This is a genomic window from Tsukamurella sp. 8F (genome assembly GCF_029167375.1).
In the GTDB taxonomy this organism is placed as follows: domain Bacteria; phylum Actinomycetota; class Actinomycetes; order Mycobacteriales; family Mycobacteriaceae; genus Tsukamurella.
Map to the genome: position 1 here is coordinate 1 of NZ_JARFTP010000048.1, position 23,009 is coordinate 23,009.

Genomic DNA, 23,009 nt, shown 5'->3' on the forward strand with positions numbered 1-23,009 from the left:
CACGTCCGATGCCTCCGCGGTGTGGGCGCGGCGCGGGGACGTGCTGGCGGTGCACGCGTCTGGGAACGCACCCGGTGTGCACGGGCTCTGGCCCCAGTCGCTTCTGCTGGGCTACCGCGTGGCGGTTCGGCCCTCGCGACGCGAGCCGTTCACGGCCCACCGCCTGATACTCGCGCTGCGGTCCGCCGGGCTGCCCGCCGCCGATGCCGTCTACCTGCCGACCGACCATGCCGGGGCCGACGAGCTCGTGAGGTGCTCGGATCTCGCGCTGGTGTACGGCGGCCAGGATGTCGCGGACCGGTACCGCGGCGATGACACGGTGAAGGTCAACGGACCGGGGAGGTCGAAGATCGTGGTCGGCGCGGACTGGGAGCCGTGGCTGGATGTGATCGCGGATTCGGTTGCACACCTGGGTGGTACGGCGTGCGTGAATGCGACGGCCGTCCTCGTCGACGGCGATCCTGTGCTTCTCGCCCGGGCGCTTGCGGAGCGCCTGGCCGCGCTGCCCGCCCTCCCTCCCGGTGACGAGCACGCCGTGTTGCCGGTCCGTCCGGTAGCCGAGGCGCGGAGGTTGGCCGAGCACCTGGCTGCGCGCGCCGGCGACGCGGTGGCGGTGGCCGGTGCGGATCGGCTCGTCGCAGAGCTGGGCGGTGGTCTCGCCGCGCTGCGACCGGCCGTGCACGCGCTGCCGGTGGCGGACGACCGCGTCGATGCGGAACTGCCCTTCCCGTGCGTGTGGGTCGCGGCCCTGCCCGATGCGCCTGCACTCGAGGCGGTGGCACCGCTGCGCGGCTCGCTGGTCGTGAGTGTGTTGGGGCGTGCGGATCTGGTGCCGGCGCTGCTCGACGATCCGACGATCGGATGCGTCTACGTGGGTCGGCCCACGCATTTCGCCGCGCCCGAGGTGCCCCACGACGGATTCCTGGCAGACTTCCTCATGCGCACCAAGGGTTTCGCGGCGGGCTGACCCTCGTTCCGTAGGTGCGAGCCCACCCCTGTCGGCAACGGCCCGCCCGGTCCGGCATGCCGGCCTGTGCGCGGCGGGGGCGCCGGGGGCCTGGGGCGATAGGGTCGTCGGTGTGCAGGACGGAACCGCGAGAGTGGAACGCGCCGTCGGGCTCGTGACGAGCGACGACGGCACCGAGATCTTCTACGACGAACGCACCCCGGCCGGTGCGGACGGGCCGACGATTCTGCTCGTACACGGCTGGGCACAGTGCTCGCGTGCGTGGGAACCGCTGATCCCGGAGCTCACCGCGGCGGGGCGGCGTGTGGTCGCCGTCGACCTGCGCGGGCACGGCTACTCGTCGGTGCCCGACGGCCCCGACGCGTTCACTTCCGACCGCTGGGCGGCCGACCTGGCCGCGGTGCGTGCAAGCATCGAGGGGCCCGTCGTGCTGGTCGGTTGGTCGTACGGCGGTCTCGCCATCGCCGACCACCTCGCCGAACGCGGCACCGAGGGCGTCGCAGGGGTGGTGCTCATCGGCGCCATCACATCGATCGGAGGCGACGAGTCCGGGGCGTTCCCGGGCGGTGTGGTCGGCGAGACGATGGCGGCGGCCCTGCCGGACGCGCTCTCGGCCCGGCCGGGAAAGGCCATCGCCGGCCTGTCCCGCCTGCGGATCATGCCGCCCGCCCCCGAGTTCGGCGCACTCGCTCAGCAGCAGTTCGGCTATGCGCTGGCGACTCCCGCAACCGTTCGTGGAGGGCTCTTCCGGCGCACGGTGGACCATGACGCGGACTTGGCGTCCTGGACCTTTCCCGTGCTGGTCCAGCACGGGACGGCCGATGCCGTCGTCGCACCGTCGGTGGCTCGGCATCACGCGGCGATGCTCCCCGACGCAGAACTCGACCTGTGGGAGGGCACGGGCCACGCGCCCTTCGCGGAGGACCCCCGCCGCTGCGCCGATGCCCTCCTGGAGCACGCGTCCCGGGCCCACAGCCGAGGCGGAGTCTAGGCTGGGGCACGTGTCTGCCGTGCCTCTACCGCGCCGCGTGGCCGTGCTGTCGGTCCACACCTCGCCCCTCGCGCAGCCCGGAACGGGCGATGCGGGCGGCATGAACGTCTACGTGTGGCAGACGGCGGCCGAGCTCGCGCGCCGCGGCGTCGAGGTCGAGATCTTCACGAGGGCGACGTCGTCCGCCGACGGTTCGGTGGTCGACCCCCTGCCCGGCGTACGGGTGCGGAACGTCGTCGCAGGTCCCTTCGAGGGCCTGGACAAACGTGATCTGCCCGCGCAGCTCTGCGCGTTCGCCGCGGGCGTACTGCGCGCCGAGGCGCGGGAGGAGCCCGGCTACTTCGACCTAGTGCACTCGCACTACTGGCTGTCGGGCCAGGTCGGCTGGCTCGCGCGTGACCGCTGGGGCGTGCCGCTGGTGCACACCGCGCACACCCTCGCGGCCGTCAAGAACCGCTCCCTCGCCGACGGTGACACAGCCGAGCCCGCCGCCCGCGAGATCGGCGAGCAGCAGGTCTCGGACGAGGCGGACCGGCTGGTGGTCAACACCGAGATCGAGGCCGCGCAGCTGAGCGAGCTGCACGGCGTCTCGCCCGCCCGTATCGATGTGGTACATCCGGGTGCCGACCTCGGCGCCTACACACCGGGATCGCGGCTTGCGGCGCGTGCCGAGCTGGGGATCGACCCGGCCGAGCAGGTATTGACGTTCGTCGGCCGCATCCAGCCACTCAAGGCGCCCGATCTGCTCCTGCGCGCCGCCGCGCCGCTCATCGCGGCCCATCCCGAGCGCCGGCTGCGGCTGCTCGTCGTGGGCGGACCGTCCGGGTCGGGGCTGGACCGGCCGGACTCACTCATCGCGCTCGCCTCGGAACTCGGAATCGCGGCGTCGGTGACGTTCCTGCCGCCGCGCCCGCCGGCAGGGCTGGCGCAGGTCTACCGCGCATCGGATCTCGTTGTGGTTCCGAGCCATTCGGAGTCCTTCGGGCTGGTGGCAGTCGAGGCGCAGGCATGTGGCACGCCCGTCGTGGCCGCGCGGGTCGGTGGGCTCTCGGTGGCCGTCGATGACGGCGCCTCCGGCCGCCTCGTCGACGGGCACGACACCGCGGACTGGACCGCTGCGCTCGACGAGTTGACCGCCGACGCCGAGCTCCGCCGCCGGCTCGCCCAGGGAGCGCCCAGCCACGCCGCCGGCTTCTCGTGGGCGGGCACCGTAGACGGTCTGCTCGCGGCGTACGCGAAGGCGCGTGCCGCACAGGATATTCCGGAACGGAAGCGGGACCCCGGGGCGCCGGTGGCACTGCGCCGCGTGCCGCGCCCCGCACCGCGAACGGCGGTGCGCGCATGAGTGCCGAGCTGGCCGACCGGATCGAGGCCGCCCTCGCCGAGCGGGACCTCGAGTACACCCGCAAGCAGGAGTCGGGGAAGAACCTGGCGCACTTCGTCATCGAGCTTCCAGGCGAGAAGAAGCTCAAGACCTCGACGCTGCTCACGATCGACGCCCACGGCGTGCGCGTCGAAGCCTTCGTGTGCCGGCACGCCGACGAGAATCTCGAGGAGGTCTACCGGTACCTGCTGCGTCGCAACAGGAGGCTGTACGGCGTCGCGTACACCATCGACCAGGCCGGAGACATCTACCTGACCGGCAGGTTCGCCGAGTCCACGTTCGACGCCGACGAGCTCGACCGGGTGCTGGGGCAGGTGCTCGAGGCTGCCGACGGTGACTTCAACATCCTGCTCGAGCTCGGCTTCCTGACATCGATCCGGCGCGAATTCGACTGGCGGGTATCGCGCGGGGAGCCGCTGCACAACCTCAAGCCCTTCGCGCACCTGCTACCGGGGTTCCCGTCCGAGGAGTGAGGCGCTCCCGGCGTCGGCGTGGAATACACAGCGCTACAGCGGTTGCGCCTGCTGCGATCGCGCCGGACAGGATGAGAACCGTCGTGAACCCGCTCTTCGCAGGGACGGCGACACCGTGCAACGTCGTCGCGCCGCCGGCGAGCACCGACGTGACGACCGCTGACGCGATAGCGGTGCCGACCGACCGCATGAGCGAGTTCAGCCCGTTGGCGGCCGCGGATTCCGCGACCGGCGCGTCCGCCATGATGAGCGCCGGCATCGCGGAGTACGCGATACCCACGCCGCCGAAGACGATCATCGAGCCGATCATCAACTGCCACGGTGTGTCCCGCAGCGCGAGCGTCGCGAAGTAGCCGCCCGAGGTGACCGCAGCGCCGGCGGCGAGGGTCGTCCGGGCGCCGATCGTGCGAGTCAGCCGTGCCGACACCGGCGACAGCGCCATCATGACGAGGCCGCCGGGCACCATCCACAGGCCCGCCTCGAGCAGGCCGCGTCCCAGTCCGTAACCGGTGGCCGAAGGGAGCTGTAGCAGCTGCGGCATGGTGAGCATGAGCGCGAACATCGCGAAGCCCACGAGCACGGATGCCAGGTTGGTCAGGGCGATGGAGGGTCGCGCGGAGACGCGCAGGTCCACCAACGGTGCCTCGATACACAGTTCGTATGCACCCCAGGCGATCAGGATAGCGGCGCCGCCGACGAAGCAGCCGATCGTCGCGACCGACGTCCAGCCCCAGGCGTGGCCCTTCGTGATGGCGAGCAGCACCGCGACGAGCCCCGCGGCGACGCCCGCGGCGCCCACCGCATCGAACCGGGCGCCGCTGGTGACCGGGGACTCGGGCACCACCACGTACATCAGCGCGGCGACTATCGCCCCGGCGCCCAGCGCGACCCAGAACAGGGCGTGGTAGTCGAAATGCTCGGAGATATACGCGCCGAAGGGGATCCCGATCGCGCCTCCCACACCGAGCATCGCGGACATCAGTGCCACCGCGGCCGGGATGCGTTCGGCGTGCAGTTCGTCGCGCATGAGCGAGATGCCCACCGGTACGAGTCCCATGGCGAGGCCCTGCAGCGTTCGCCCGGCGACGGTGAGCAGCAGAGTCGACGACAGCGCACACAACAGGGACCCCGCGATAAGGCTCACCAGGCTCACGAGCAGTACGCGGCGTTTGCCGTACAGGTCGGCGGCGCGGCCGGCGATGGGCATCGCGACCGACGACGCGAGCAGGGTAGCGGTGATCACCCACGACGCATTGTCGGCGCTGGTCCCCAGTAGGTGTGGCAGCCGGCCCACGATGGGCACGACGAGCGACTGCATGAGCGCGGCGAGCAGACCGCCGAGACAGAGGACGGTCACGATCATCCCGTCGCCCGGCCGGCGAGCCGCTCTTCGCGGGCCGCCGCCGGGTCGCTGTGCGGCACGGAGGATTTCGGTCATGGATGCAAGATAGTTGTAAAATACAACACTAGGCAACGGGAGGTGCGGTATTGCGGCGACCCTCACGTGACACCCGGCCGTGTTGCCTAGGATCGGGGCCATGGAACTCGTGATCCGACCCACTGCCGACGATGTCGCCACCACAGCAGCCGACATCGTCGCGGGCTACGTCCGGCGCGGACCCAGCGTCCTGGGCCTCGCCACCGGCTCGACGCCGCTCGCCACCTATGCTGAACTCATCCGCCGGCACCGTGAGGACGGCCTGAGCTTCGCGCAGGCGGAGTCCTTCAACCTCGACGAGTACGTCGGACTGCCCGCCGAACATCCGGAGAGCTACCACTCGGTGATCCGGCGCGAGTTCACCGCGCAGGTCGACATCGAGGACTCCCATGTGCACGGCCCCGACGGCAACGCCGACGACGTGTACGCCGAGGCCCGCCGCTACGAGGACGCGATCGCCGCGGCCGGCGGGGTCGACGTCCAGCTCCTCGGGATCGGGACGGACGGTCATATCGGCTTCAACGAACCGGGCTCGTCGCTTGCTTCGATCACCCGAATCAAGACCCTGACCGAGCAGACGCGTGCCGACAACGCCCGCTTCTTCGCCTCCGTCGACGAGGTTCCGATCCACGTCCTCACGCAGGGGCTCGGCACGATCTCGCGCGCCCGGCATCTGCTCTTGCTGGCGACCGGCAGGGGTAAGGCCGCGGCCGTCGCCGCGGCGGCCGAGGGGCCGGTCTCGGCCTTCTGTCCCGCATCGGTGCTACAACTGCATCCGCACGTCACCGTCGTCGTCGACGAGGCCGCGGCAGCTGATCTGAAACTCGCCGACTACTACCGGTACGTCTTCGAGAACAAGCCCGAGGGGCAATCGTTCTAGGCTCTCCCGCGGCTCAGCGGCCGGCCTGTGCCGCGCGCGCGGCGTCGTAACGGTCCCCGGATGCACTGAGTGCCGACAGCTCCGCGAGCTGCTCCCCGGTGAGCTGCACGTCCACCGCGCCGAGGTTGTCGGCCAGATTGCGGCGCCGCCGGGTGCCGGGGATGGGCACCACGTCGTCGCCCTGCGCGAGCACCCAGGCGAGAGCGACCTGCGCCGGGCTGGCCCCGGCGCCCTCTGCGATCTCTCGGATGCGCTGCGCGACAGCGAGGTTGGCTTCCAGGTTCGCGCCCTGCCAGCGGGGTAGGCGCCGCCGGAAGTCGTCGTCGGCGAGCTCGGTGGTGCTCGCCGCGCTGCCGGTCACCATCCCGCGGCCCAGGGGGCTGAAAGGCACCAGAGTGATGCCGAGTTCCCTTGCCGCGGGCAGGATATCGTTCTCGACGTCGCGCGTGAATATCGAGTACTCGCTCTGCAGCGCGGCGATCGGGTGTACGGCGACGGCGCGCCGCAGGGCGTCCGTCGATGCCTCAGACAAGCCCAGCGCTCGCACCTTGCCCGCGGTCACCTGCTCGGCCATCGCTCCGACCGTGTCCTCCACCGGCACCTTCGGATCGACCCGGTGGAGGTAGTAGAGGTCGATCGCGTCTACCCCCAGGCGTGCCAGTGACGCGTCGACGCATTCCGCGACGCGCTCGGGCCGGGCGTCTACGGGTCCCGGCAGGCCCTCCTCGCCGGGGAGGAAGCCGAACTTGGTCGCCAGCACCACGTCGTCGCGCCGCTTGGCGAGCACCTCCGATAGAAGGCGCTCGTTGGCGCCGACTCCGTAGATGTCGGCCGTGTCGAGGAGGCTCACGCCCGCGTCGAGCGCGGCGTTCAGGGTCGCGATGGACTCGTCATGGTCCGCTGGGCCGTATGCGTGGCTCATGCCCATGCAGCCGAGGCCGAGGGCCGAGACCGTGAGGTCGCCGATGTTCCGCTGCGGGAGGTCCGAGGTCGTCATGAGGGTCACGCTACGAGTTGGAGCGCACTCGAACGCAAGTGGATATCCCGGGCGTTGGACATATGTCGGGACTGCGACGACGCGAGTGCGGGCGTTCTACCCCGCGGTCGTGTGACGGGTACCACAATGCAGGGTGCAGTGGTGGTCGCGCCGGCGGCCCGGTGAGGAGGTGCCCGTGCACGTGCAGTCGTGGTCCGAGATCGCCCATGACCTCCAGACCAACTGGCTCGTCTACCTGACGATGCCGATCATCGCGGCTCTGGTCGGCTATGGCACCAAGCTGGTCGCGATCAAGATGATGTTCCGGCCGCAACGGTTCAAGGGCATAGGCAAGCTGGGCTGGCAGGGCATCATCCCGCGGCGTGCGCCGCAGATGGTCGAGGTACTCTGCGAGACACTGACCGGCCGGCTGATCTCGTCACGCGAGATCGTGGAGCGGGTCGAGGGGCCTGAGCTGGCTGCGCTCATCGAGCGCCCACTGCGCGCCGAGGTCGCGCGGATAGCGAGGAAGGTGATCCCCGAGTATCAACCCACGCTTTGGCACGTCCTACCCCCGGTCGCACAGGATCTCGTGATCCAGCGGGTGCAAGAGGCCGCGCCGGATGTCGTGGTCGCGCTCACGGATGCTCTCACCGAGCAGATCGACGACGTCTTCGACCTGCAGACCATGGTGACCGAGGAGTTCCTCGCCGACCCGGACACGCTGGAGTCGATGTTCCTCGACGTCGGCCGCCGCGAGTTCGCGTTCATCCGGCGCAGTGGCCTGGTCTTCGGCTTCTTCATCGGTCTCGTGCAGGCGATCGTCTGGGCGATCTTCCACAACCCCTGGGTCATGCCGTTGTTCGGCCTGTTCACGGGCTGGTTCACCGACTGGGCGGCGCTGCGCCTGATCTTCAATCCCAAGGAGCCGACCAGATACCTGGGCGTGATTACGTGGCAGGGCCTGTTCCTCAAGCACCGCATACCTGTTTCCAAGGAGTACGGCGCGTTGATCGCGACGCGGGTGCTCACCGCCGACAGGCTGATCAAAGGGGTCTTCGCCGGAGCCGAGTCGGACAAGGTGCGGATCATGGTGGCCGACGTAATCGAGGAGGAGCTGCGGAATCAGATGGGCGACCTGAGGCAGTTCGTCGACGTGGACCCGGACTCGCTGCCGATCCTGAAGGACCTGGGGATCTCGTCACTCGGGCTGCAGGGGATCGGGGCCGGGGACGTGTCCGTCGGCAGCCTGCTCGGCGCGGTGTCCGGGGTGATGCGCGAGCCCATGAAGGGCGTGACGGGCGTCGGGCTGGACATCGCCGGGGTCGAGCCCATGTGCCAGGCCGCGGCGGAGGACATCACGGCGGTGCTCCCGACGGTACTCGAGGGTGCGGAGGACTATCTCACGCGCGCGCTCGACATCCAGGAGACGCTGGGCGACAAGATGGCGGCGATGACGCCGGAGGAGTTCGAGGGCGTCCTGCGGCCGGCGTTCCGAGCCGATGAGAAGACCCTCATCGCTGTCGGCGCGATCCTCGGGTTCCTGGTCGGTGAGCTTCAAGTGCTCATGGTGGAGCACCTGACCCATTAGTATGTGATGTGCGTCACAACGCGTTGCGTAGGGGTTGCGTAATGATTGCGCGTCGCGTAATTTTCTTATTACGCAAACGCGTAAGGAACAAGCCCCCGACAAAGGAGTCATCATGGCAAGCACGACCAAGAACCGCCCCTCGATCACCACCGACGCGTCCGTCTCCACCTTCCTCTCCTCGGTGGTCGACTCCACCAAGGTCCTCATCGACGACGTACTGGAGAACGCGAAGAACGCCGAGAAGGGCACGCGCCGCCGCGTCAACGACGTCGCCGACAAGGACCTGCGCAAGACCCTCGAGAAGCAGACCAAGACGCTGACCGACCAGGTAGAGAAGCTCGGCAAGGCCCGCAAGGGCAAGTAATCGCAATCCGCACGTCAAGTACAAGTACAAGTACAAGTAGAAGGAGCATTCCCATGGCCGACAAGACCGCGAAGAAGTCGGGCAAGAAGTCGAAGGCGATCACCACCGACGCCACTCTGACCAACTACCTGTCCTCGGTCGTCGATTCGACCAAGGTCCTCGTAGACGACCTCATCGACAACGCGAAGAGCGCCGAGAAGGGCGCCCGCAAACGCGCCAACGACATCGCGGACAAGGACCTGCGTAAGACTCTGAAGAAGCAGGTCAAGTCCCTCAACGAGCAGGTCGACAAGCTCGGCAAGGTCAGCAAGGGTAAGTGATCGCAGCGGGATCCCATCCGATCCGCTGCACCCCGCGGCAACGCCGCTCGGGACGGGAGGAAGCCGTCGCGAGCGGCATCCGTGTGCCCGGGGCGCGCCGGTAGGCTGAGATCCTGCGTCATCCCAGAGGAGGGAACGATGGCCGAAGACGATCTCTACCTGATCAAGCGCTACTCGAACCGGAAGCTGTACGACTCGGTGCGGCGCCGGTTCACCACCCTCGACGAGATCGCCGCGCTCCTCGACGGCGGGATCCGTGTCGTCGTCCGCGACCACGACGGCGGTGCCGACCGCACCGACGAGGTGCTCGCCCAGGTGCTGCGACGCCGCGCGCAGAGCCGGCCGGGGTCCTCCAGCCTGCTCGCCGATCTCTTGCGCACGCCCACCGGGGTCGTCCAGGGCGTCGCCCAGCTCGCCGATATCGGCCAGGTGGCGGGGGCCACCGGGGCCGCTCAGGTGGATGAGGACGAAGACGAGCCGCCCGCGCCGCCCAAGAAGGCGAAGAAGAAGAGTAAGAAGAAGCCGGCACCCGCGCCCGTCGACGAGGACGACGCGTCCGACGGTGCCGCCGCGAGCTCGGACTCCGAGCGGCAGCAGGAGGAGATCCGTGAACTGCGCGAGCAGGTCTCGCAGCTGACGCAGGCCGTCACCCTCCTACTGCAGGAGAAGACCGGCGACAAACCCGACGAGTGATCGCAGTCGTCGCGCTCGACCCCGGGCCGGCCAGGCCGACTACGCCGGGTCGCCCGCCGGCCGCCATGCCCTGAGAAACGGGGTGTCCCCGATACCCTCGGCTGCGGCGACGAGCTCGTACATGGTTGCGCCGTCGATGTTCTCACGTGTGATATCCGCGTGGCCGGCGTGCCGCGCGATCTCTTCGATCAGATGCAGCAGAACCCAGCGGCCGGTCCATGACTGGACGTCCTTGGGGAACCATGGTGCGTCCGGCACGGGGACCGCCACATCGAGGTCGAGGTCGTCGACCACCGCGGCGGTGTGCGCGACGACCGCGTCGAAACTCTCGAGGATCGACGCGAGGGTGTCCGTGTCCTCGACGACGAAGTCGTCGCGGTAGGCCTGGGCGGCCTCGTCGTCGTCGGGTCGCGGCGGCTCGCCCGGCGCGGCCTCGAGCCGCGCGACCCAGCTCTCCGTGCAGTTGCCGACGTGCTTGAGCAGGCCGCCGATCGTGAGCGTCGATCGCGTCGGCGCGAGCCGGATCTGGTCCTCTGTGAGACCGAACGACGTGTGGCGGATCCCGGCGAGCTGCTGCTCGATATATGTGCGGAGTCCGGAGCGCTCGTCGGGGGCGGCTGAGGCGTTGAACGGCATGGCTGGTCCTTCCGTGTGGTTGTGCGTACCCGCCGAGTACACCTCGCCATCCGGTCGGATCCTGTCCTGATTGCCGGCGATCGAGAACGCGCCGGGCGTTCAGGTCAGCGGACGGGGGCGGATACCCAGACTCTTCAGTGCGCGGAGGGCGGCGGCATACCCACACATTCCGTGCGCGGCGGGACCGGGAGGGGTTGCGGCCGAGCAGATGTACATGCCCGGCGCTCCCAGGTCGTATGGGTTGAGGGTGACGCGCGGTCCGAAGACGAGCTGGAGCGGGTCCTTGGCACCCGTGTCGATGTCGCCGCCGACGAAATTGGCGTTGTAGCGGGACATCTCGGTGGTCGAGCAGACGGCGGCGCCGATGATGCGCTCGCGGAACCCGGGCGCGAACCGCTCGATCTGGGCGGTGATGGCGTCGGTGGCGTCGCCGGTGTAGCCGTTCGGCACGTGCGCGTACGACCACACGGGGTGGATGTCGCCGGCGCTGCGGCTCGGATCGGCGAGGTACTGCTGGCCGACGAGGACGAAGGGTCGCTCGGGCATCCTGCCCGCGGCGACGGCTCGTTCTGTCGCAGCGGTCTCTGCGTACTCGCCGCCCAGGTGGACGGTGCTCGCGCGACGAGCCTCCGCATTGGTCCACGGCACCCCGCCCTCGACGGCGAAGTCCACCTTGAAGGCTCCCGGGCCGCGTCGGAATCTCGCGAGCGGGCGGCGCACCCGCCGCGGGAGACGATCGCCGACGATGCGCACGACCTGCTGCGGGTCGAGGTCGAACACTACGAGATCGCTCGTCGGCAGCTCTGCGAGGGAGGTCACCCGCGCGCCTGTCTCGATATCGCCGCCGAGTATCGAGAGCTCCGCCGCCAAGGCGGACGCGATCGCTCCGGAGCCACCCTGGGCGACCTTCCAGCCGTAGGCGTGGCCCGCCGACAGGAGGCCGAGCCCGATGGCCGAGGTCATCGGCTGGTGCAGCGGCCGGAACGTGTGCGCCGCAACGCCTCCCCAGAGGGCGCGGGCCTGCGGCGTTCGGAACGCCCGTGCCAGCGCCGAGGCAGGCAGCGGCGCCGGTGCCCCGAACCGTGCCAGGTGGATCGGATGCCGCGGCACACGTATGAGAGGCGAGAGGATGGCCGGTCCCACAGCGTCGATGTTCTCTACGGTGCTCTCGAAGAGTGCACGCCATACCGCACCGTCCGGCCCGAACCCGGCCGCGGTATCCGCGACGGACCGCCGCAGCACGCCGCCGGTCCCATCGTCGAGCGGCTGCACGCAGTCGATCTCGGCTGCGAGCCAGCGCAGCCCGTGCCGTTCGAGATCGAGCGAGTTCAGGAACGGTGAGCCGACTGCCATGGGATGCATTGCGGCGCAATGGTCGTGGATGAGGCCCGGCACGATTCCCTCGAAGGATCGGACGCCACCGCCGACGGTGTCTGACGCCTCGAGGACGGTGACCTCGACGCCCTCCCGGGCCAGCGTGATCGCGGCCGCGAGTCCGTTGGGCCCGGCGCCGACGACGGTGGCTGTGCTCATGCTGAGGCCGCCGACTGATCGTTGCGGATCGTCGACCACGTGACGTGGTGGGGCGCGGGACCGTCGGGCAGCCAGGGCTGAGTCTCGGTGACCTCGTGCATGTTCCAGGTTCCCTCCTCGACGACGCCGAGGGCGGCGTCGATGACCTTGTACGCCTGGGTCTTCTTGTGGACCGGCTGGGACTCGACCCACACGATGACACACTCACCGGGCGCGAAGCGGGCTTCGTCCTGTACGGCATCGATCATGTCCTGGTTGTGCAGGTGACCGTCGCCGAAGTTGAACCCGATGATCGAGTTGCACAGGAACTCGCCTTCGCGGACGGTGCGGGTGTCGATGTCCGGGAGGGTGGCGAGCAGCACCGAGAAGATGCCGCGGCCCTGGCTGTGCAGCGAGCGCCACCCGATCGTCATCTGCAGGGTGATCTCGGCCCACAGTGGGGGGTAGCCGGCGGCGATGAACTGGTCGATCTGATTCGGTGCCGAGCGGGTGACGCGATCGAGCTTGGCCTCGGCGCCGGGTGTGAAGGTCCACACCGCTGTGGCCCAGTTGCCGGCGTACTGCCGCATCGAGGGCAGGAACGAGACCTTGTCCGGACGGAGGTTGCCGAGCACCGGGAAGAAGGCCAGGCCGGCGGTGACGATGATCGCCAGCCACGCCGGACTCATGTTCCACAGGGCGTAGCCGCTGTCGGCTGGGAAGCCGATGAACAGGAACACCGCGGTGTAGCCGAAAAGGAGGTTCCACTCCAGCGGCACGGCCAACGGGAAGGTGGAGATGATGAACAGGTGGTAGGCCAGCATGAACACGGCGGCGACGACCGTGACGACCCGGTTGGTCGAGAACAACAGGATCAGCGGGGCGATGACCTCGACCACGACTCCGGGCCCGTGTGCCAGGAAGCGCGCCAGTCCCGACGGTCGCATGTCCGTCGAGAAGTTCCGGTACTGCGCCTTCTTGAACCAGCCGCCGGGGACCAGTGGGCTGTTCGACACCATCGGTGGTATGACCATGGTGAAGTGGTGGTTGCACTTGGACAGTCCGGCGCCGACCCACACGACGCCGATCACGAGCTTGAGCGCGATGACCATGTTGTCGAAACCGTGGTCGCCGAACAACAGCGGCAGAATGGCGAACGCCAGCATCGGCGGGAGGTACTGCTCACCGCGCGCCGCCAGGAAGATCGTCTTGTCACGCAGGCCGATCAGGATCAGCAGGGCTATCGGCGCGATGAGGACTGCGGGACGCATCAGCCCGTGTGAGGTGGTGATGCCGAGTCCGCTCAGGGCGGCGCTGAAGCCACCCAGGTTCTGTACGCCGGGAGACACGAGGCCCACCACCAGCGAGACCAACAGTGCGAGATAGACGATGACGTCGAAGACGGTGCGGCGGTTGCCGTTCGTGCCCGGGAGCCACTTCCAGGGCCGCAACCGGATGGTTCCCGGTCTCGCCCAGAAGAGGATGCCGCCGGTCATGGGCTTGGCCTTACCGGCGAGTGGCCCCCAGGAGCCGGCGATACCGATGGCCTCGAGCAGGACCGTCCAGAGCACCACCTTCTGGTACACGATCGGCTGGTTCCACCACTCGCCCACGGCGAACGGCTGCATTCCCGAGGTGAGCGTAGCCACCGCGATACCGCCGAGGCCGTAGAAGACGAGCAGCTTGAAGACGTAGATGAGGTGGATCATGTACGGGGTGCCGAAACCGAATTCGGCCCATTGCGTGCTGAGCACGCGTATCCGTTCCATGAGGGGGCGCCGGAGGAATTCCTCGGGTTCCACTGCTGGGAACACCGGATCCTTGAATCCCATGATGTCTTTCTCCTTGATCGAGTGGTTCTGGGACCGCTGAGGTTCAGGGCGTCGCGACCGGGGGTGTGGTGCGCTTGCGCAGCGCCGGCTTGTCGAGCTTGCCGACGGCGTTCTTGGGCAGGCTGGGGAGAATCGTGATCTCCTCGGGCAGCTTGTATCTGGCGAGCTTGTCGGAGGCGTGCAGGCGGATGGACTCCGCGTCGAGCGTCGCGCCGTCGGCGAGCGCGACGTAGAGGACGGGTACCTCGCCGAATTTCAGATCCGGGCGTCCCACGACTGCCGCTTCGGCGACCTGAGGCAGCTGGTAGACGACCGACTCGATCTCCTTGGGGTAGATGTTCTCCCCGCCTCGGATGATCAGGTCCTTCGCGCGATCGACGAGGGTGAGGTAGCCGTCCTCGTCGAGGAAACCGATGTCGCCGGTGCGGAGCTCGCCGTTCACCAGGGTGTCGGCGGTGTCCTCGGGTCGATTCAGGTAGCGGCGCATCACGTTCGGGCCGGCGATCACCACGTCACCCGGCTCGCCGGGCGGCAGTTCTGCACCGTCGGCGCCGATCACCCGCACCGTGACCCCGGGTAGGGCCGGCCCGACGGTGCCGGCCTTGCGGACGCCGTCGACAGGGTTGACCGTTGCGACGCAAGTGCATTCGGAAAGGCCGTAGCCCTCGATCAGGGGAAAACCGTAGCGTTCCTCGACCTTCGCGAGCAGTTCGACGCTGGCCGGCGCGGCGCCGCAGATCCCGTAACGGATCGACGAGGTGTCCGGCCGCACCTCGGCCGGGAGGTCCACGAGCATCTGATAGATCGTGGGCACCGCGGAGAAGAATGTCGGGCGCGCCGTCTCCACCTTCGCGAGGAAGCCGTCGGGCTTGAATCGCCCGGCCACTGTGGTGTGCCCGCCAGCCAGCAGTGGAGAGAGGGTGCCCACCACGATCCCGTTCGCATGGAACAGAGGCAGGATCAGCAGGCTGTGGTCGTCGGCGGTGAGACCGAGTGCGCGTACCAGGGTGGCGCACTGCGCACTGAGGTTGGCGTGATCCAGGTGCACGCCCTTGGGCCGGCCGGTCGTTCCGGAGGTATAGATCAGCAGCGCCAGATCGTCGTCGCGTGGCTCGACCGACCGCACATCGACGTCCGAGACGCCGTAGAGATCAGCGGTCAGTTGCACCGGCACATCGAGATCGCCACGTCGGTCGTTGTCTGTGACCAACACCGACGAGCCCGCATCGGTCGCTTGGTAGCGTGCCTCGTCCGGAGTCAGTGCCGGGTTGATCGGTGTCACTGCCGCACCGAGGCGCCATGCCGCGAACAGGGTCACGATGAGGTCCGCTGTGTTCGGCAGTTGTACCGCCACGACGTCCCCGCGGCCCACGCCGCGTGAGCGCAGTGTCGCCGCGGCACGGGCGATGAACTGGTCGAACGTCGTGTTATCGAGCACTCTGCGGTCGTCTGCGACGGCTGGGGCGTGTGGCGCCTCCGCTGCCCGTTGTGCGGGGAGAAGTGCGAAGTGCATTGGTGACTCTCTCTCGGATCGTGCCTGTGTCCTCATGAGAAAACCTAGCCAGCAGTGATTCCCATCACATCGTTCCCGGGAGCCAACGTTTCCGGCATCGTTGTCTGTAACAGACAACGAGGAATCGTCAGAACGGTGCGGGGACGACCCGTCGATGGCTAGTCTCGGCCCATGTCGGAAGAGGGAGACGGTGGTGCGCCGGTCGATCCGGCGTCGGCCGCCGCAGCGGTGATCGGCCGCATGGAGCCGCGTCTCTCGGAGGTGACGGCGACCGTGCAGCGCGTGATCCTTGCGCAGATCCCCGAGCTCAGGGGCGATGAGCAGATCGTGGAGTTGCTGCGCGCCAGCGTCGAGGGGAACATCGGCACGATCTTCGCCGCCATCCGGCACGGCATCGATGTGTCCGCCGTGACCGCGCCCGTGGCCGCGCTGGAATACGCCCGTCGGCTAGCACAGCACGATGTGACGCCGAATGCCCTGGTGCGGGCCTATCGACTGGGGCAGCAGGAGCTTCTGAGCCTCGTCTTCGCCGAGGTGCGCACCGACCAGGTCGGCGCCGACACGGCGCTGGAAGTCCTGGAAGCGACCTTCACCGCGACCGCTCGGTATATCGACTGGATCTCCGAGGAGGTGATCGAGACGTACCGAGAGGAACTCGAGCGGTGGCGGGAGAGCCGCGAGCGCATCCGCGGCGAGCAGATCCGGCGGATCCTCTCCGGCACCACGGAATCCCGTCGCATCGACGAGCTGAGCAGCATCCTGCGCTACCCGCTGCGCGAGCACAGCGTCGCCGTCATCATGTGGTATCCGCAACCGGTCCTCGAGCGGGGCGAGCTCACGGGCATGGAGCGCTTCCTCACGCTCGCGGCGAGGCGGCTCGGCGCCGCGTCCTCACCGCTGTTCATGGCATATGACCGGCTCACTGCCTGGGGATGGATCCCGTTGTCCTCCAACGCTGTCGACGGCTCTGTCGAGGCTCTGAAACGGTTGGCAGCCGCCGAACGCGGGGCTCCGACGTTGGCGATCGGCTCGCCACGCAGTGGCGTCGCCGGCTTCGTCCGCTCGCACGAGCTCGCCGAGCAGGCGCGTGCGGTGGCGCTGCGCGGCTCGGGGGAGGAGCAGGCGTCGGTGGCCAGTGACGATCCCGGCGTCGTCATCGCGGCGATGCTGGGAGGCGGTGACCTGTCGGCTGCGAACGTCTGGGTCCGCGAGGTCCTGGGTCCCCTCGCTGGTCCGGCCGAATCGGATGCGCACCTCCGGCACACCCTGCAGGTCTTCCTCGAAGCAGGCTCGAGTTTCACCGCCACCGCGCCGCTTCTGCATCTACACATCAATACGGTGAAATACCGTGTGCGCAAGGCGCTCGAACGTCGCGGGCGACCGCTGGAGGACGGTCGGCTCGACGTCGAGATCGCGTTGTTGCTGTGCCGGAGGCTCCCCGCGATAACGGGGCCCGACTGGCGCGGTTAGGCGAGTGATGCGGGTCGTCGTACCGATGTCGCCTACGGGCGTTCGAAGACACACAGGAGCAGCAGGTCGACATCGTTACGGCATGGTCGATTGCGGCCGGCCGCCGGAGCATCTCGGGTTGATCAAAGACGAGTCAGTATGTCGCCGTAGTTCGATAGGACCTGACGCCAGCCACGTTCCATCGCATTTCGCGCCATTCGCTGGCGATCGTTCTCGATGTCGAAACCACTCATCGTGAATAGCAGCCGCGTCCCGCGGCCTTGGGGTCGCACCAGCCACGAGGCGATCCAACGGGCCGGTCGTGGCGCCCGCAGGTCCACCCAGCTCCACGTCATCGATTCCCCTGGAGTCGCGGCGAGGACTTCGCATGCGATCTCGCCCTTCGGCACCGACGCGATGAAGTGGGTCCCTACGCGGGCGCCCTGGAATCCGGTCGGCAGCACTTGCAACCACTGCTCCACCAGAGCCGGATCGGTGAGCACCCGCCACACCATCTCGGGTGGGTGCGGATAGAAGCTGCCGATCTCGACCTGGGACGGATCGCGTTCGGGTTCGACGGTCATCCGGCCACCTCGCCGTCGGGACAGCGGTTGGGGTTCATGCGTCATCGCCTGGTGTCCGCAATGCGAAGAAGCCTATCTTGACGTATGCGCCCTCGTCGCGGGACGGAAGCAGCGGAAGCTTCGGCAGCCCCGGAATTCTCGGCAGGCCGATGAGGTCGGACGTCCGGAGCAGGACCTTGCCGAGATAGGCGCCCGGGACGATCTCGACGTACTCATCGCGAATCGCCTTGATCAGTCTCGGGTTGTCGGGCTCGTCCCTGTAGTCGATGACGCCGACTCGGCGGTCGGGATCGTCGGCACCGCGGTCGATGTAGGTCTTGAACTCGAAACCCTGACGCCTGCCCTGTTCGCCCTCGTCTGCCAGGACACTGCCTGGAACGGCGACCTTCACCACGAGCGCCGACGGCCCGCCCCTCATATTATTGTCGCCGCGTTGCGCCCGTTTATCGAAACGTTTGCCCGTCCACGGGATCCAATGATCGGTGATGAGCTTGACGATCGGATCGAGGCCCGGGGCCGTCGTCGTGCCGACCAACATGCCGCGGGTCGATCCGTCCGGGCCGTCGGGCAGCGTCCCCAGCCGGAACAGCTCGTTCGCCTCGTGCTCGGCTGGTCCGCGATCCCGCGGTGCGCGATCTCGGATCTCGGTGAACCAGACCCACGCCGCGTCGACGGCCGCGACGGGGTCGGTGCGAGCCAGTTCCTGCAGGTCGGCGAATCGGCGTGGCGTCGGGGGCACCACAGGTGCTTGCGCCCCGGGATCGAGGTCGTCCATCGCCTCACTCCTACGCTGTCGGAGATCACAGTCCGGGTCCTATCGTCGTTTCCCCGAGCCCCGCGCGCAGACGATTGCGTGTTTCGCCGGATAGCGGGATCGTCGGCCCGCCGTTCCGGGGCGCAGATCTCGCCCCGATCATCACGTGTTGCGGGTCGGGCGTGTGGGTGCTTCGGTGGTCAGCTCGCGAGGATGCGAAGTCGTTGACGCGTGACCGAGTGTGCGTCCGCGGAGTTCAGGACCAGTTGCTGATCGGTGGCGTCCGCGTAACGGAAGATCTCCCAGTCCAAGACCAGTTCGCCGACGACGGGGTGGTCGAGCACCTTGGTGCCGAAGTCCTGTCGTGCGACATTGCGTGCGGCCCACCATTTTCCGAACTGCGGGTCGGCGATGGTGAGCTCCCCGACGAGGGCCGACAGCGCGGGGTCGGCCGGGTTAGCGGCGGCTTCTCGGCGGAGGATCGCGACGCATGAGCGTGCGACCGACGGCCAGTCGGTGAAGAGGTCGCGCATGGCGGGGTCGGTGAAGATCAGCCGGACGTAGTTCAGTTCGTGCGGATCCATCGCATCGAAATCGGCATACACCTTGGCGGCCAAGGAATTCCAAGCGAGAACGTCGGTGCGCGGGCCGAGTACCAACGCAGGTGTCTCGGTCAGCTGGTCGAGCAGCCGTCGCACCGGGGGGCGAACCCGCGGCTGTCGCGGTCGTCCGCTCTGTGTGCCCGGCCGGACGGATGTCTGTGTGGCGTGGTCCAGCAGGCTGGCTACGTAGTCGGCCTGGTCGGCGTCCAGCTGCAGAGCCCGGACCAGCGCGTCGAGGACGTGTGCCGTGGGGCCGAGACGGCCCTGCTCGATGCGCGTGTAGTAGTCCGTACTGATCGCGGCGAGCTGCGCGACCTCCTCCCGGCGCAAGCCGCTGACTCGCCGCCGGTGATCGAGTTCGCGCAACCCCACGTCATTCGGCACCAGCTCGCCACGTCGGGTGCGGAGGAAGTCCCCGAGCTCGCGCAGATGCGCGGCACCGATCGCTCCAGCCATGCTCTCGACGATAGTTCGCCCGCGCTTGCCGTGCCTGGGAAGAACCTTTCCCAGGATGGAGTCTTTCCTTCCCCCGCTGTGTCTCCGTCCGGAGAGTGGGTGTCGAGCGACCCGCGATCGGGTCGACGCGACGTCAACAGAGAGGGAAGGACCGATGATCACTCCTACGGATGTCACCTTCGCGAGCAGCGGCATGCAGCTCGCTGCGCACCTGTACACCCCTGAATCGCCGGCCGACGGGCCCCGTCCCGCCATCGTGATCGGGCATCCCATGACCGGCGTGAAGGAGCAGACCAGCGCCGTCTACGCGAGCCGTCTCGCAGAGTGGGGCTTCATCACGCTGGCGTTCGACGCTGCATATCAGGGTGCCAGCGAGGGTGAGCCACGAGCGTTGGAGGATCCGTTCCAGCGCGCCGAGGACTTCCGCAACGCCGTCACGTTCCTCAGCACCCGCACCGACGTCGATCCGGAGCGCATCGGGGTGCTCGGCATCTGCGCCTCGGGTGGGTACGCACCGTATGCGGCGCAGACCGACCATCGTATGAAGGCGGTCGCGACCGTGAGCGCGGCCGACGCCACGTTGTTCTTCCGCGTTCCCGACCCGGAGGGTTTCGCTCGGTTGGTCGCGGCATCCGGTGCCGCCCGCACGGCTGAGGCACGTGGTGAGGCTCCACGACTGGTGCCCGTGTTGCCCGACCGCGTAGACGAGAACACTCCGGCCGAGACCGCGGAGTTCGTCGACTACTACAAGACCCCGCGTGGCGCGCACCCGCGGTCGATCGGAGCGTTCCTGTTGCGCAGTGCCGACCAACTCGAGCAGTTCGACGCCTTCGCCGATGTCGCCAAGATCGCGCCGCGTCCGCTGCTGATGATCGCCGGTTCCGAGGCGGGCACCAAGGGGTTCAGCGAGGGCGCGGTGGCGGCGGTGGGTGACTCCGCTGAGCTCTTCGTGATCGACGGTGCTTCTCATCCGGCTCTGTACGATATCGAGGAGTACGTCGCGCAGGCCGTCGCGCGACTCGGCGAATTCTTCACCGAGCACCTCGGCGCCTGACAGCCGAGCGTTCTGGCCGGGCCGCACCCTCCGATTGTGATGGGCCGCTCTACGTCTGCGTTTCGTGTCGCTCGGCGAAGACGAGAATCCGGTGCGTCGGATCGTCCACGAGGCGGAGAGCGATCAGATCCACAGTCGAGTCGCCCTGGACGGGGTGCTGCAGGCGCACCTCTATGCCCCCTTGCGGCTGGACCACATCGTGCCGAGTCCAGATGGCGTGGAACTCCGAATGCTCGCTGAGTCCTTCGGTGGGTGGTGAGACGGCCCGGCCGGGCTCTAGCTTCGACGGTGTCTCGGATCGAAGGATCCCGACGACGGTATCCTTCATCGCCGTCAGATCTCGGAATCTACTCTGGAATGGCGGATTCGAGAATATCAGATGCACGAATGTCCGTTCTATTTCGGGAATCTCCGAGAAATCCACGAACAGCGCTGTTGCCGCGTCGTTCCAGTGAAGAATAGATGTATTGGTGCCTATGACAATGGCGGGAGCATCGAGCAGACGGGTGAGTAGGCACAGAATCGTACCGTCGGCTGAAGGGGCGGACGCTTGTGCCGAATCGTCTTGATCGAGGAGGGCGAGCGCGTATCGGAGTTGCCCGCCGTCCAGATGGAGCGCATCCGCCAGGCGGCGAACCAGATCGCGTGCGGGCGTCATGCGTCCCTGTTCGATGCGCGTGTAGTAGTCCGTGGTGACGTGCACAAGCGCTGCAACCTCCTCGCGGCGTAGTCCGCTGACTTGGCGACGGCCCGCGGCGTGACCGGCTGGTGTCGACTGCGGAGGGATCTCGCCACGCCGCGCCCGCAGGAAGGCACCCAGCTCACGCAGCCGTGGGTCGCGCGTCATGACCGGCCGATGATGTGGAGGGAGCAGAAATTCCTCCCCTGCCGATGGCCGGCCCCTGACAGTAGCGTCGAGTCATGAGCAAAACGAACAGAATCGATGTACACACCCACCTCGTTCCTCCATTCTGGGGTGAGGACCTGGCAGGTCACGGTGGGGATCCGTCGGGCTGGACGCTGCCGGATTGGAGTGTCGACGAGCATCTGCGCTACATGGACGAGAACGGTATCGAGACCAGCGTGCTGTCCCTGACGGCGCCCAGCGTTGTGGGCTGGGCCGGATCCGAACGTCGCGAGATGGCGCGACGTGTGAACGGCTACGTTTCCGATCTGGTGTCGAGCAACGGACCCCGGTTCGGTGACTTCGCGACGGTGCCGCTGCCTGACGTCGACGGGGCGGTCGCGGAGGTCGAGTACGCGCTGCGCGAACTCGGGGCGGATGGCGTCGTGCTGTTGTCGAACTACGGCGGCGTATACCTGGGCGACGCACGCTTCGCTCCCCTGTGGGAGGCGCTGAACGCACACAGAGCCGTCGTGTTCATCCACCCGGCTCACCCGCTCCTTCCGCTCCTCGACGGCGTGCCCGGCCCCCTGGTGGACTACCCGTTCGACACGACGCGCAATGCCGTGCACATGATATTCAACGGAGTACTCGAACGCTACCCGGACGTCGAGATCATCTTGTCGCATGCTGGAGGATTCGTCCCTTACTCGGTCCTGCGCTTCTGTGAATTGCAGCCCGCGATCGATCCGTCCGGCCCCGGGGCCGCGGAATTGCTGGCGTCGTTTCGACAGTTCTATTGGGACACCGCGTTGTCGTCCGGGCGGTACGCGTTCGCAGGTCTTCAACAGTTCGCGGATCCGACGCGTATTCTGTTCGGTAGCGACTTCCCCTACGCGCCTGAGGTGGTCGCCCGTCGTTTCAACAGCATTCTCGATACCGATACCGGCTTGACCGATGAACAGAAGTCGGCGATATATGCGGGTAACGCGCAGCGCCTGTTCGAGCGTTTCGCCTGAGTCGGTCCGGTCTACGGCAGTCCTGGCGAGTCGTCGCTATGTCTGCGCGAACGCAGCCCGAACCGACCCGAGCGCGCGAGCGATCAGGCCCCTTCCCATTCTCCCCGCGACAGCACGGGCCAGGGTGCAGTGCGCCGCTGCGTCGGCACGACGAGGTGGATCAAGTGCTCGGCCCTGTCGACCTGTTCGGTCGCGGGTCTCCATCGCATGGGTGTATCGATTCGTGCATCACCCTGAGTGGAAACGAACCGTGCCAAGGCGGATCCATCACCTATCGGGCAGCCCCGGTCGCGGTGGCGTTCCAGCGCCCGCCGCTGTGGCGGGTGATGGTGATGGGGTGGTCGAAGGCGTGGCTGATGTGCTCGGTGGTGAGGGTGTTCTCGACGGTGCCGGCGGCGGTGATGATTCCGTCGCGGATGAGCAGGGCGTGGGTGGTGGTCGTCGGGATCTCTTCGAGGTGGTGGGTCACCAGGATCGACGCCAGTTCGGGGTGTGCGCGTCGGGCGTTGTCGACGGCGCTGAGCAGGCGTTCGCGGGCGGCCAGGTCGAGGCCGGTGGCGGGTTCGTCGAGCAGGAGCAGAGCCGGTTCGGCCATGAGCGCCCGTGCGATGAGGGCGCGGCCGCGTTCGCCCTGGGACAGTGTGGGCCATACGGATTCGGGGGGGGGGGGGGGTGGG

The 23,009-nt window shown here is 68.0% G+C and carries 23 protein-coding genes; 12 read left to right on the top strand and 11 right to left on the bottom strand.

The genetic code is table 11. The annotated features are described in order from the left end of the window. From P0W64_RS21515 to P0W64_RS21530, 4 genes are all read left to right on the top strand, one after another. A partial coding sequence (locus tag P0W64_RS21515; protein ID WP_275482231.1) for an aldehyde dehydrogenase occupies positions 1 to 967 on the top strand: 967 nt, incomplete at its 5' end. A gap of 112 nt (positions 968 to 1,079) precedes the next feature. After that, a complete protein-coding gene (locus tag P0W64_RS21520; protein ID WP_275482232.1) occupies positions 1,080 to 1,958 on the top strand; it encodes an alpha/beta hydrolase in 879 nt (292 codons plus the stop codon). Then, positions 1,909 to 3,303 carry a D-inositol-3-phosphate glycosyltransferase gene (mshA, locus tag P0W64_RS21525; RefSeq protein ID WP_343232895.1) on the top strand — a complete coding sequence of 465 codons (1,395 nt, stop codon included), beginning with the start codon at positions 1,909 to 1,911 and terminating at the stop codon, positions 3,301 to 3,303. The genes P0W64_RS21520 and mshA overlap by 50 nt, the downstream gene beginning before the upstream one ends. After that, positions 3,300 to 3,815 carry a YbjN domain-containing protein gene (locus P0W64_RS21530; RefSeq protein ID WP_275482234.1) on the top strand — a complete coding sequence of 172 codons (516 nt, stop codon included), beginning with the start codon at positions 3,300 to 3,302 and terminating at the stop codon, positions 3,813 to 3,815. Before mshA ends, P0W64_RS21530 begins: the two co-directional genes overlap by 4 nt. On the opposite strand, the gene P0W64_RS21535 is transcribed toward P0W64_RS21530, so the two are convergent. Next, a complete protein-coding gene (locus tag P0W64_RS21535) occupies positions 3,769 to 5,253 on the bottom strand; it encodes an MFS transporter (RefSeq protein WP_275482235.1) in 1,485 nt (494 codons plus the stop codon). The genes P0W64_RS21530 and P0W64_RS21535 overlap by 47 nt on opposite strands. Before the next feature lie 100 nt (positions 5,254 to 5,353). On the opposite strand from P0W64_RS21535, the gene nagB reads away from it, so the two are divergent. Then, complete coding sequence (gene nagB, locus P0W64_RS21540; protein ID WP_275482236.1) at positions 5,354 to 6,133, top strand: glucosamine-6-phosphate deaminase; 780 nt, start codon at positions 5,354 to 5,356, stop codon at positions 6,131 to 6,133. A 13-nt stretch (positions 6,134 to 6,146) separates the two neighbouring features. On the opposite strand, the gene P0W64_RS21545 is transcribed toward nagB, so the two are convergent. After that, positions 6,147 to 7,130 carry an aldo/keto reductase gene (locus tag P0W64_RS21545; protein ID WP_275482237.1) on the bottom strand — a complete coding sequence of 328 codons (984 nt, stop codon included), beginning with the start codon at positions 7,128 to 7,130 and terminating at the stop codon, positions 6,147 to 6,149. Between the two features lie 175 nt (positions 7,131 to 7,305). Here P0W64_RS21545 and P0W64_RS21550 point away from each other — a divergent pair, with 175 nt between their 5' ends. The 4 genes from P0W64_RS21550 to P0W64_RS21565 all read left to right on the top strand — a co-directional run bounded on the left by P0W64_RS21550 (position 7,306) and on the right by P0W64_RS21565 (position 10,077). Then, positions 7,306 to 8,700 carry a DUF445 family protein gene (locus tag P0W64_RS21550; protein WP_275482238.1) on the top strand — a complete coding sequence of 465 codons (1,395 nt, stop codon included), beginning with the start codon at positions 7,306 to 7,308 and terminating at the stop codon, positions 8,698 to 8,700. A gap of 112 nt (positions 8,701 to 8,812) precedes the next feature. After that, entirely contained in the window at positions 8,813 to 9,064 is a 252-nt protein-coding gene (locus P0W64_RS21555) for a hypothetical protein (RefSeq protein ID WP_275482239.1), read from the top strand. Positions 9,065 to 9,117: 53 nt separating this feature from the next. Continuing rightward, positions 9,118 to 9,384, top strand: coding sequence for a hypothetical protein (locus tag P0W64_RS21560; RefSeq protein ID WP_275482240.1), 267 nt, complete (start codon positions 9,118 to 9,120; stop codon positions 9,382 to 9,384). 138 nt (positions 9,385 to 9,522) lie between these two features. Then, positions 9,523 to 10,077 carry a polyhydroxyalkanoate synthesis regulator DNA-binding domain-containing protein gene (locus P0W64_RS21565; protein ID WP_275482241.1) on the top strand — a complete coding sequence of 185 codons (555 nt, stop codon included), beginning with the start codon at positions 9,523 to 9,525 and terminating at the stop codon, positions 10,075 to 10,077. 39 nt (positions 10,078 to 10,116) lie between these two features. Here the strand turns inward: P0W64_RS21565 and P0W64_RS21570 are convergent, their stop codons facing one another. The 4 genes from P0W64_RS21570 to P0W64_RS21585 all read right to left on the bottom strand — a co-directional run bounded on the left by P0W64_RS21570 (position 10,117) and on the right by P0W64_RS21585 (position 15,570). Further along, positions 10,117 to 10,713, bottom strand: a complete 597-nt coding sequence (locus tag P0W64_RS21570) for a DinB family protein (RefSeq protein WP_275482242.1) — start codon at positions 10,711 to 10,713, stop codon at positions 10,117 to 10,119. Positions 10,714 to 10,812: 99 nt separating this feature from the next. After that, entirely contained in the window at positions 10,813 to 12,246 is a 1,434-nt protein-coding gene (locus tag P0W64_RS21575) for an NAD(P)/FAD-dependent oxidoreductase (protein WP_275482243.1), read from the bottom strand. Next, entirely contained in the window at positions 12,243 to 14,057 is a 1,815-nt protein-coding gene (locus P0W64_RS21580) for a DUF3556 domain-containing protein (RefSeq protein WP_275482244.1), read from the bottom strand. The genes P0W64_RS21575 and P0W64_RS21580 overlap by 4 nt, the downstream gene beginning before the upstream one ends. 43 nt (positions 14,058 to 14,100) lie before the next feature. Beyond that, entirely contained in the window at positions 14,101 to 15,570 is a 1,470-nt protein-coding gene (locus tag P0W64_RS21585) for an AMP-binding protein (protein ID WP_275482245.1), read from the bottom strand. Positions 15,571 to 15,741: 171 nt separating this feature from the next. On the opposite strand from P0W64_RS21585, the gene P0W64_RS21590 reads away from it, so the two are divergent. Continuing rightward, entirely contained in the window at positions 15,742 to 17,040 is a 1,299-nt protein-coding gene (locus tag P0W64_RS21590) for a helix-turn-helix domain-containing protein (protein WP_275482246.1), read from the top strand. A gap of 122 nt (positions 17,041 to 17,162) precedes the next feature. Here the strand turns inward: P0W64_RS21590 and P0W64_RS21595 are convergent, their stop codons facing one another. From P0W64_RS21595 to P0W64_RS21605, 3 genes are all read right to left on the bottom strand, one after another. Next, a complete protein-coding gene (locus P0W64_RS21595) occupies positions 17,163 to 17,603 on the bottom strand; it encodes an SRPBCC domain-containing protein (RefSeq protein WP_275482247.1) in 441 nt (146 codons plus the stop codon). A gap of 34 nt (positions 17,604 to 17,637) precedes the next feature. Next, positions 17,638 to 18,378, bottom strand: a complete 741-nt coding sequence (locus tag P0W64_RS21600; RefSeq protein WP_275482248.1) for a hypothetical protein — start codon at positions 18,376 to 18,378, stop codon at positions 17,638 to 17,640. 179 nt (positions 18,379 to 18,557) lie between these two features. Next, positions 18,558 to 19,415, bottom strand: a complete 858-nt coding sequence (locus P0W64_RS21605) for a helix-turn-helix transcriptional regulator (RefSeq protein ID WP_275482249.1) — start codon at positions 19,413 to 19,415, stop codon at positions 18,558 to 18,560. A 154-nt stretch (positions 19,416 to 19,569) separates the two neighbouring features. On the opposite strand from P0W64_RS21605, the gene P0W64_RS21610 reads away from it, so the two are divergent. Further along, complete coding sequence (locus P0W64_RS21610; RefSeq protein ID WP_275482250.1) at positions 19,570 to 20,469, top strand: alpha/beta hydrolase; 900 nt, start codon at positions 19,570 to 19,572, stop codon at positions 20,467 to 20,469. A 49-nt stretch (positions 20,470 to 20,518) separates the two neighbouring features. On the opposite strand, the gene P0W64_RS21615 is transcribed toward P0W64_RS21610, so the two are convergent. Continuing rightward, positions 20,519 to 21,316 (bottom strand): helix-turn-helix transcriptional regulator, encoded by a 798-nt coding sequence (locus P0W64_RS21615; protein WP_275482251.1) that lies wholly within the window; start codon positions 21,314 to 21,316, stop codon positions 20,519 to 20,521. Positions 21,317 to 21,390: 74 nt separating this feature from the next. Here P0W64_RS21615 and P0W64_RS21620 point away from each other — a divergent pair, with 74 nt between their 5' ends. Then, positions 21,391 to 22,332 (top strand): amidohydrolase family protein, encoded by a 942-nt coding sequence (locus P0W64_RS21620; protein ID WP_275482252.1) that lies wholly within the window; start codon positions 21,391 to 21,393, stop codon positions 22,330 to 22,332. A 271-nt stretch (positions 22,333 to 22,603) separates the two neighbouring features. Here the strand turns inward: P0W64_RS21620 and P0W64_RS21625 are convergent. Then, positions 22,604 to 23,009 (bottom strand): ATP-binding cassette domain-containing protein (locus P0W64_RS21625; RefSeq protein WP_275482253.1); only part of this gene is annotated, 406 nt, incomplete at its 5' end.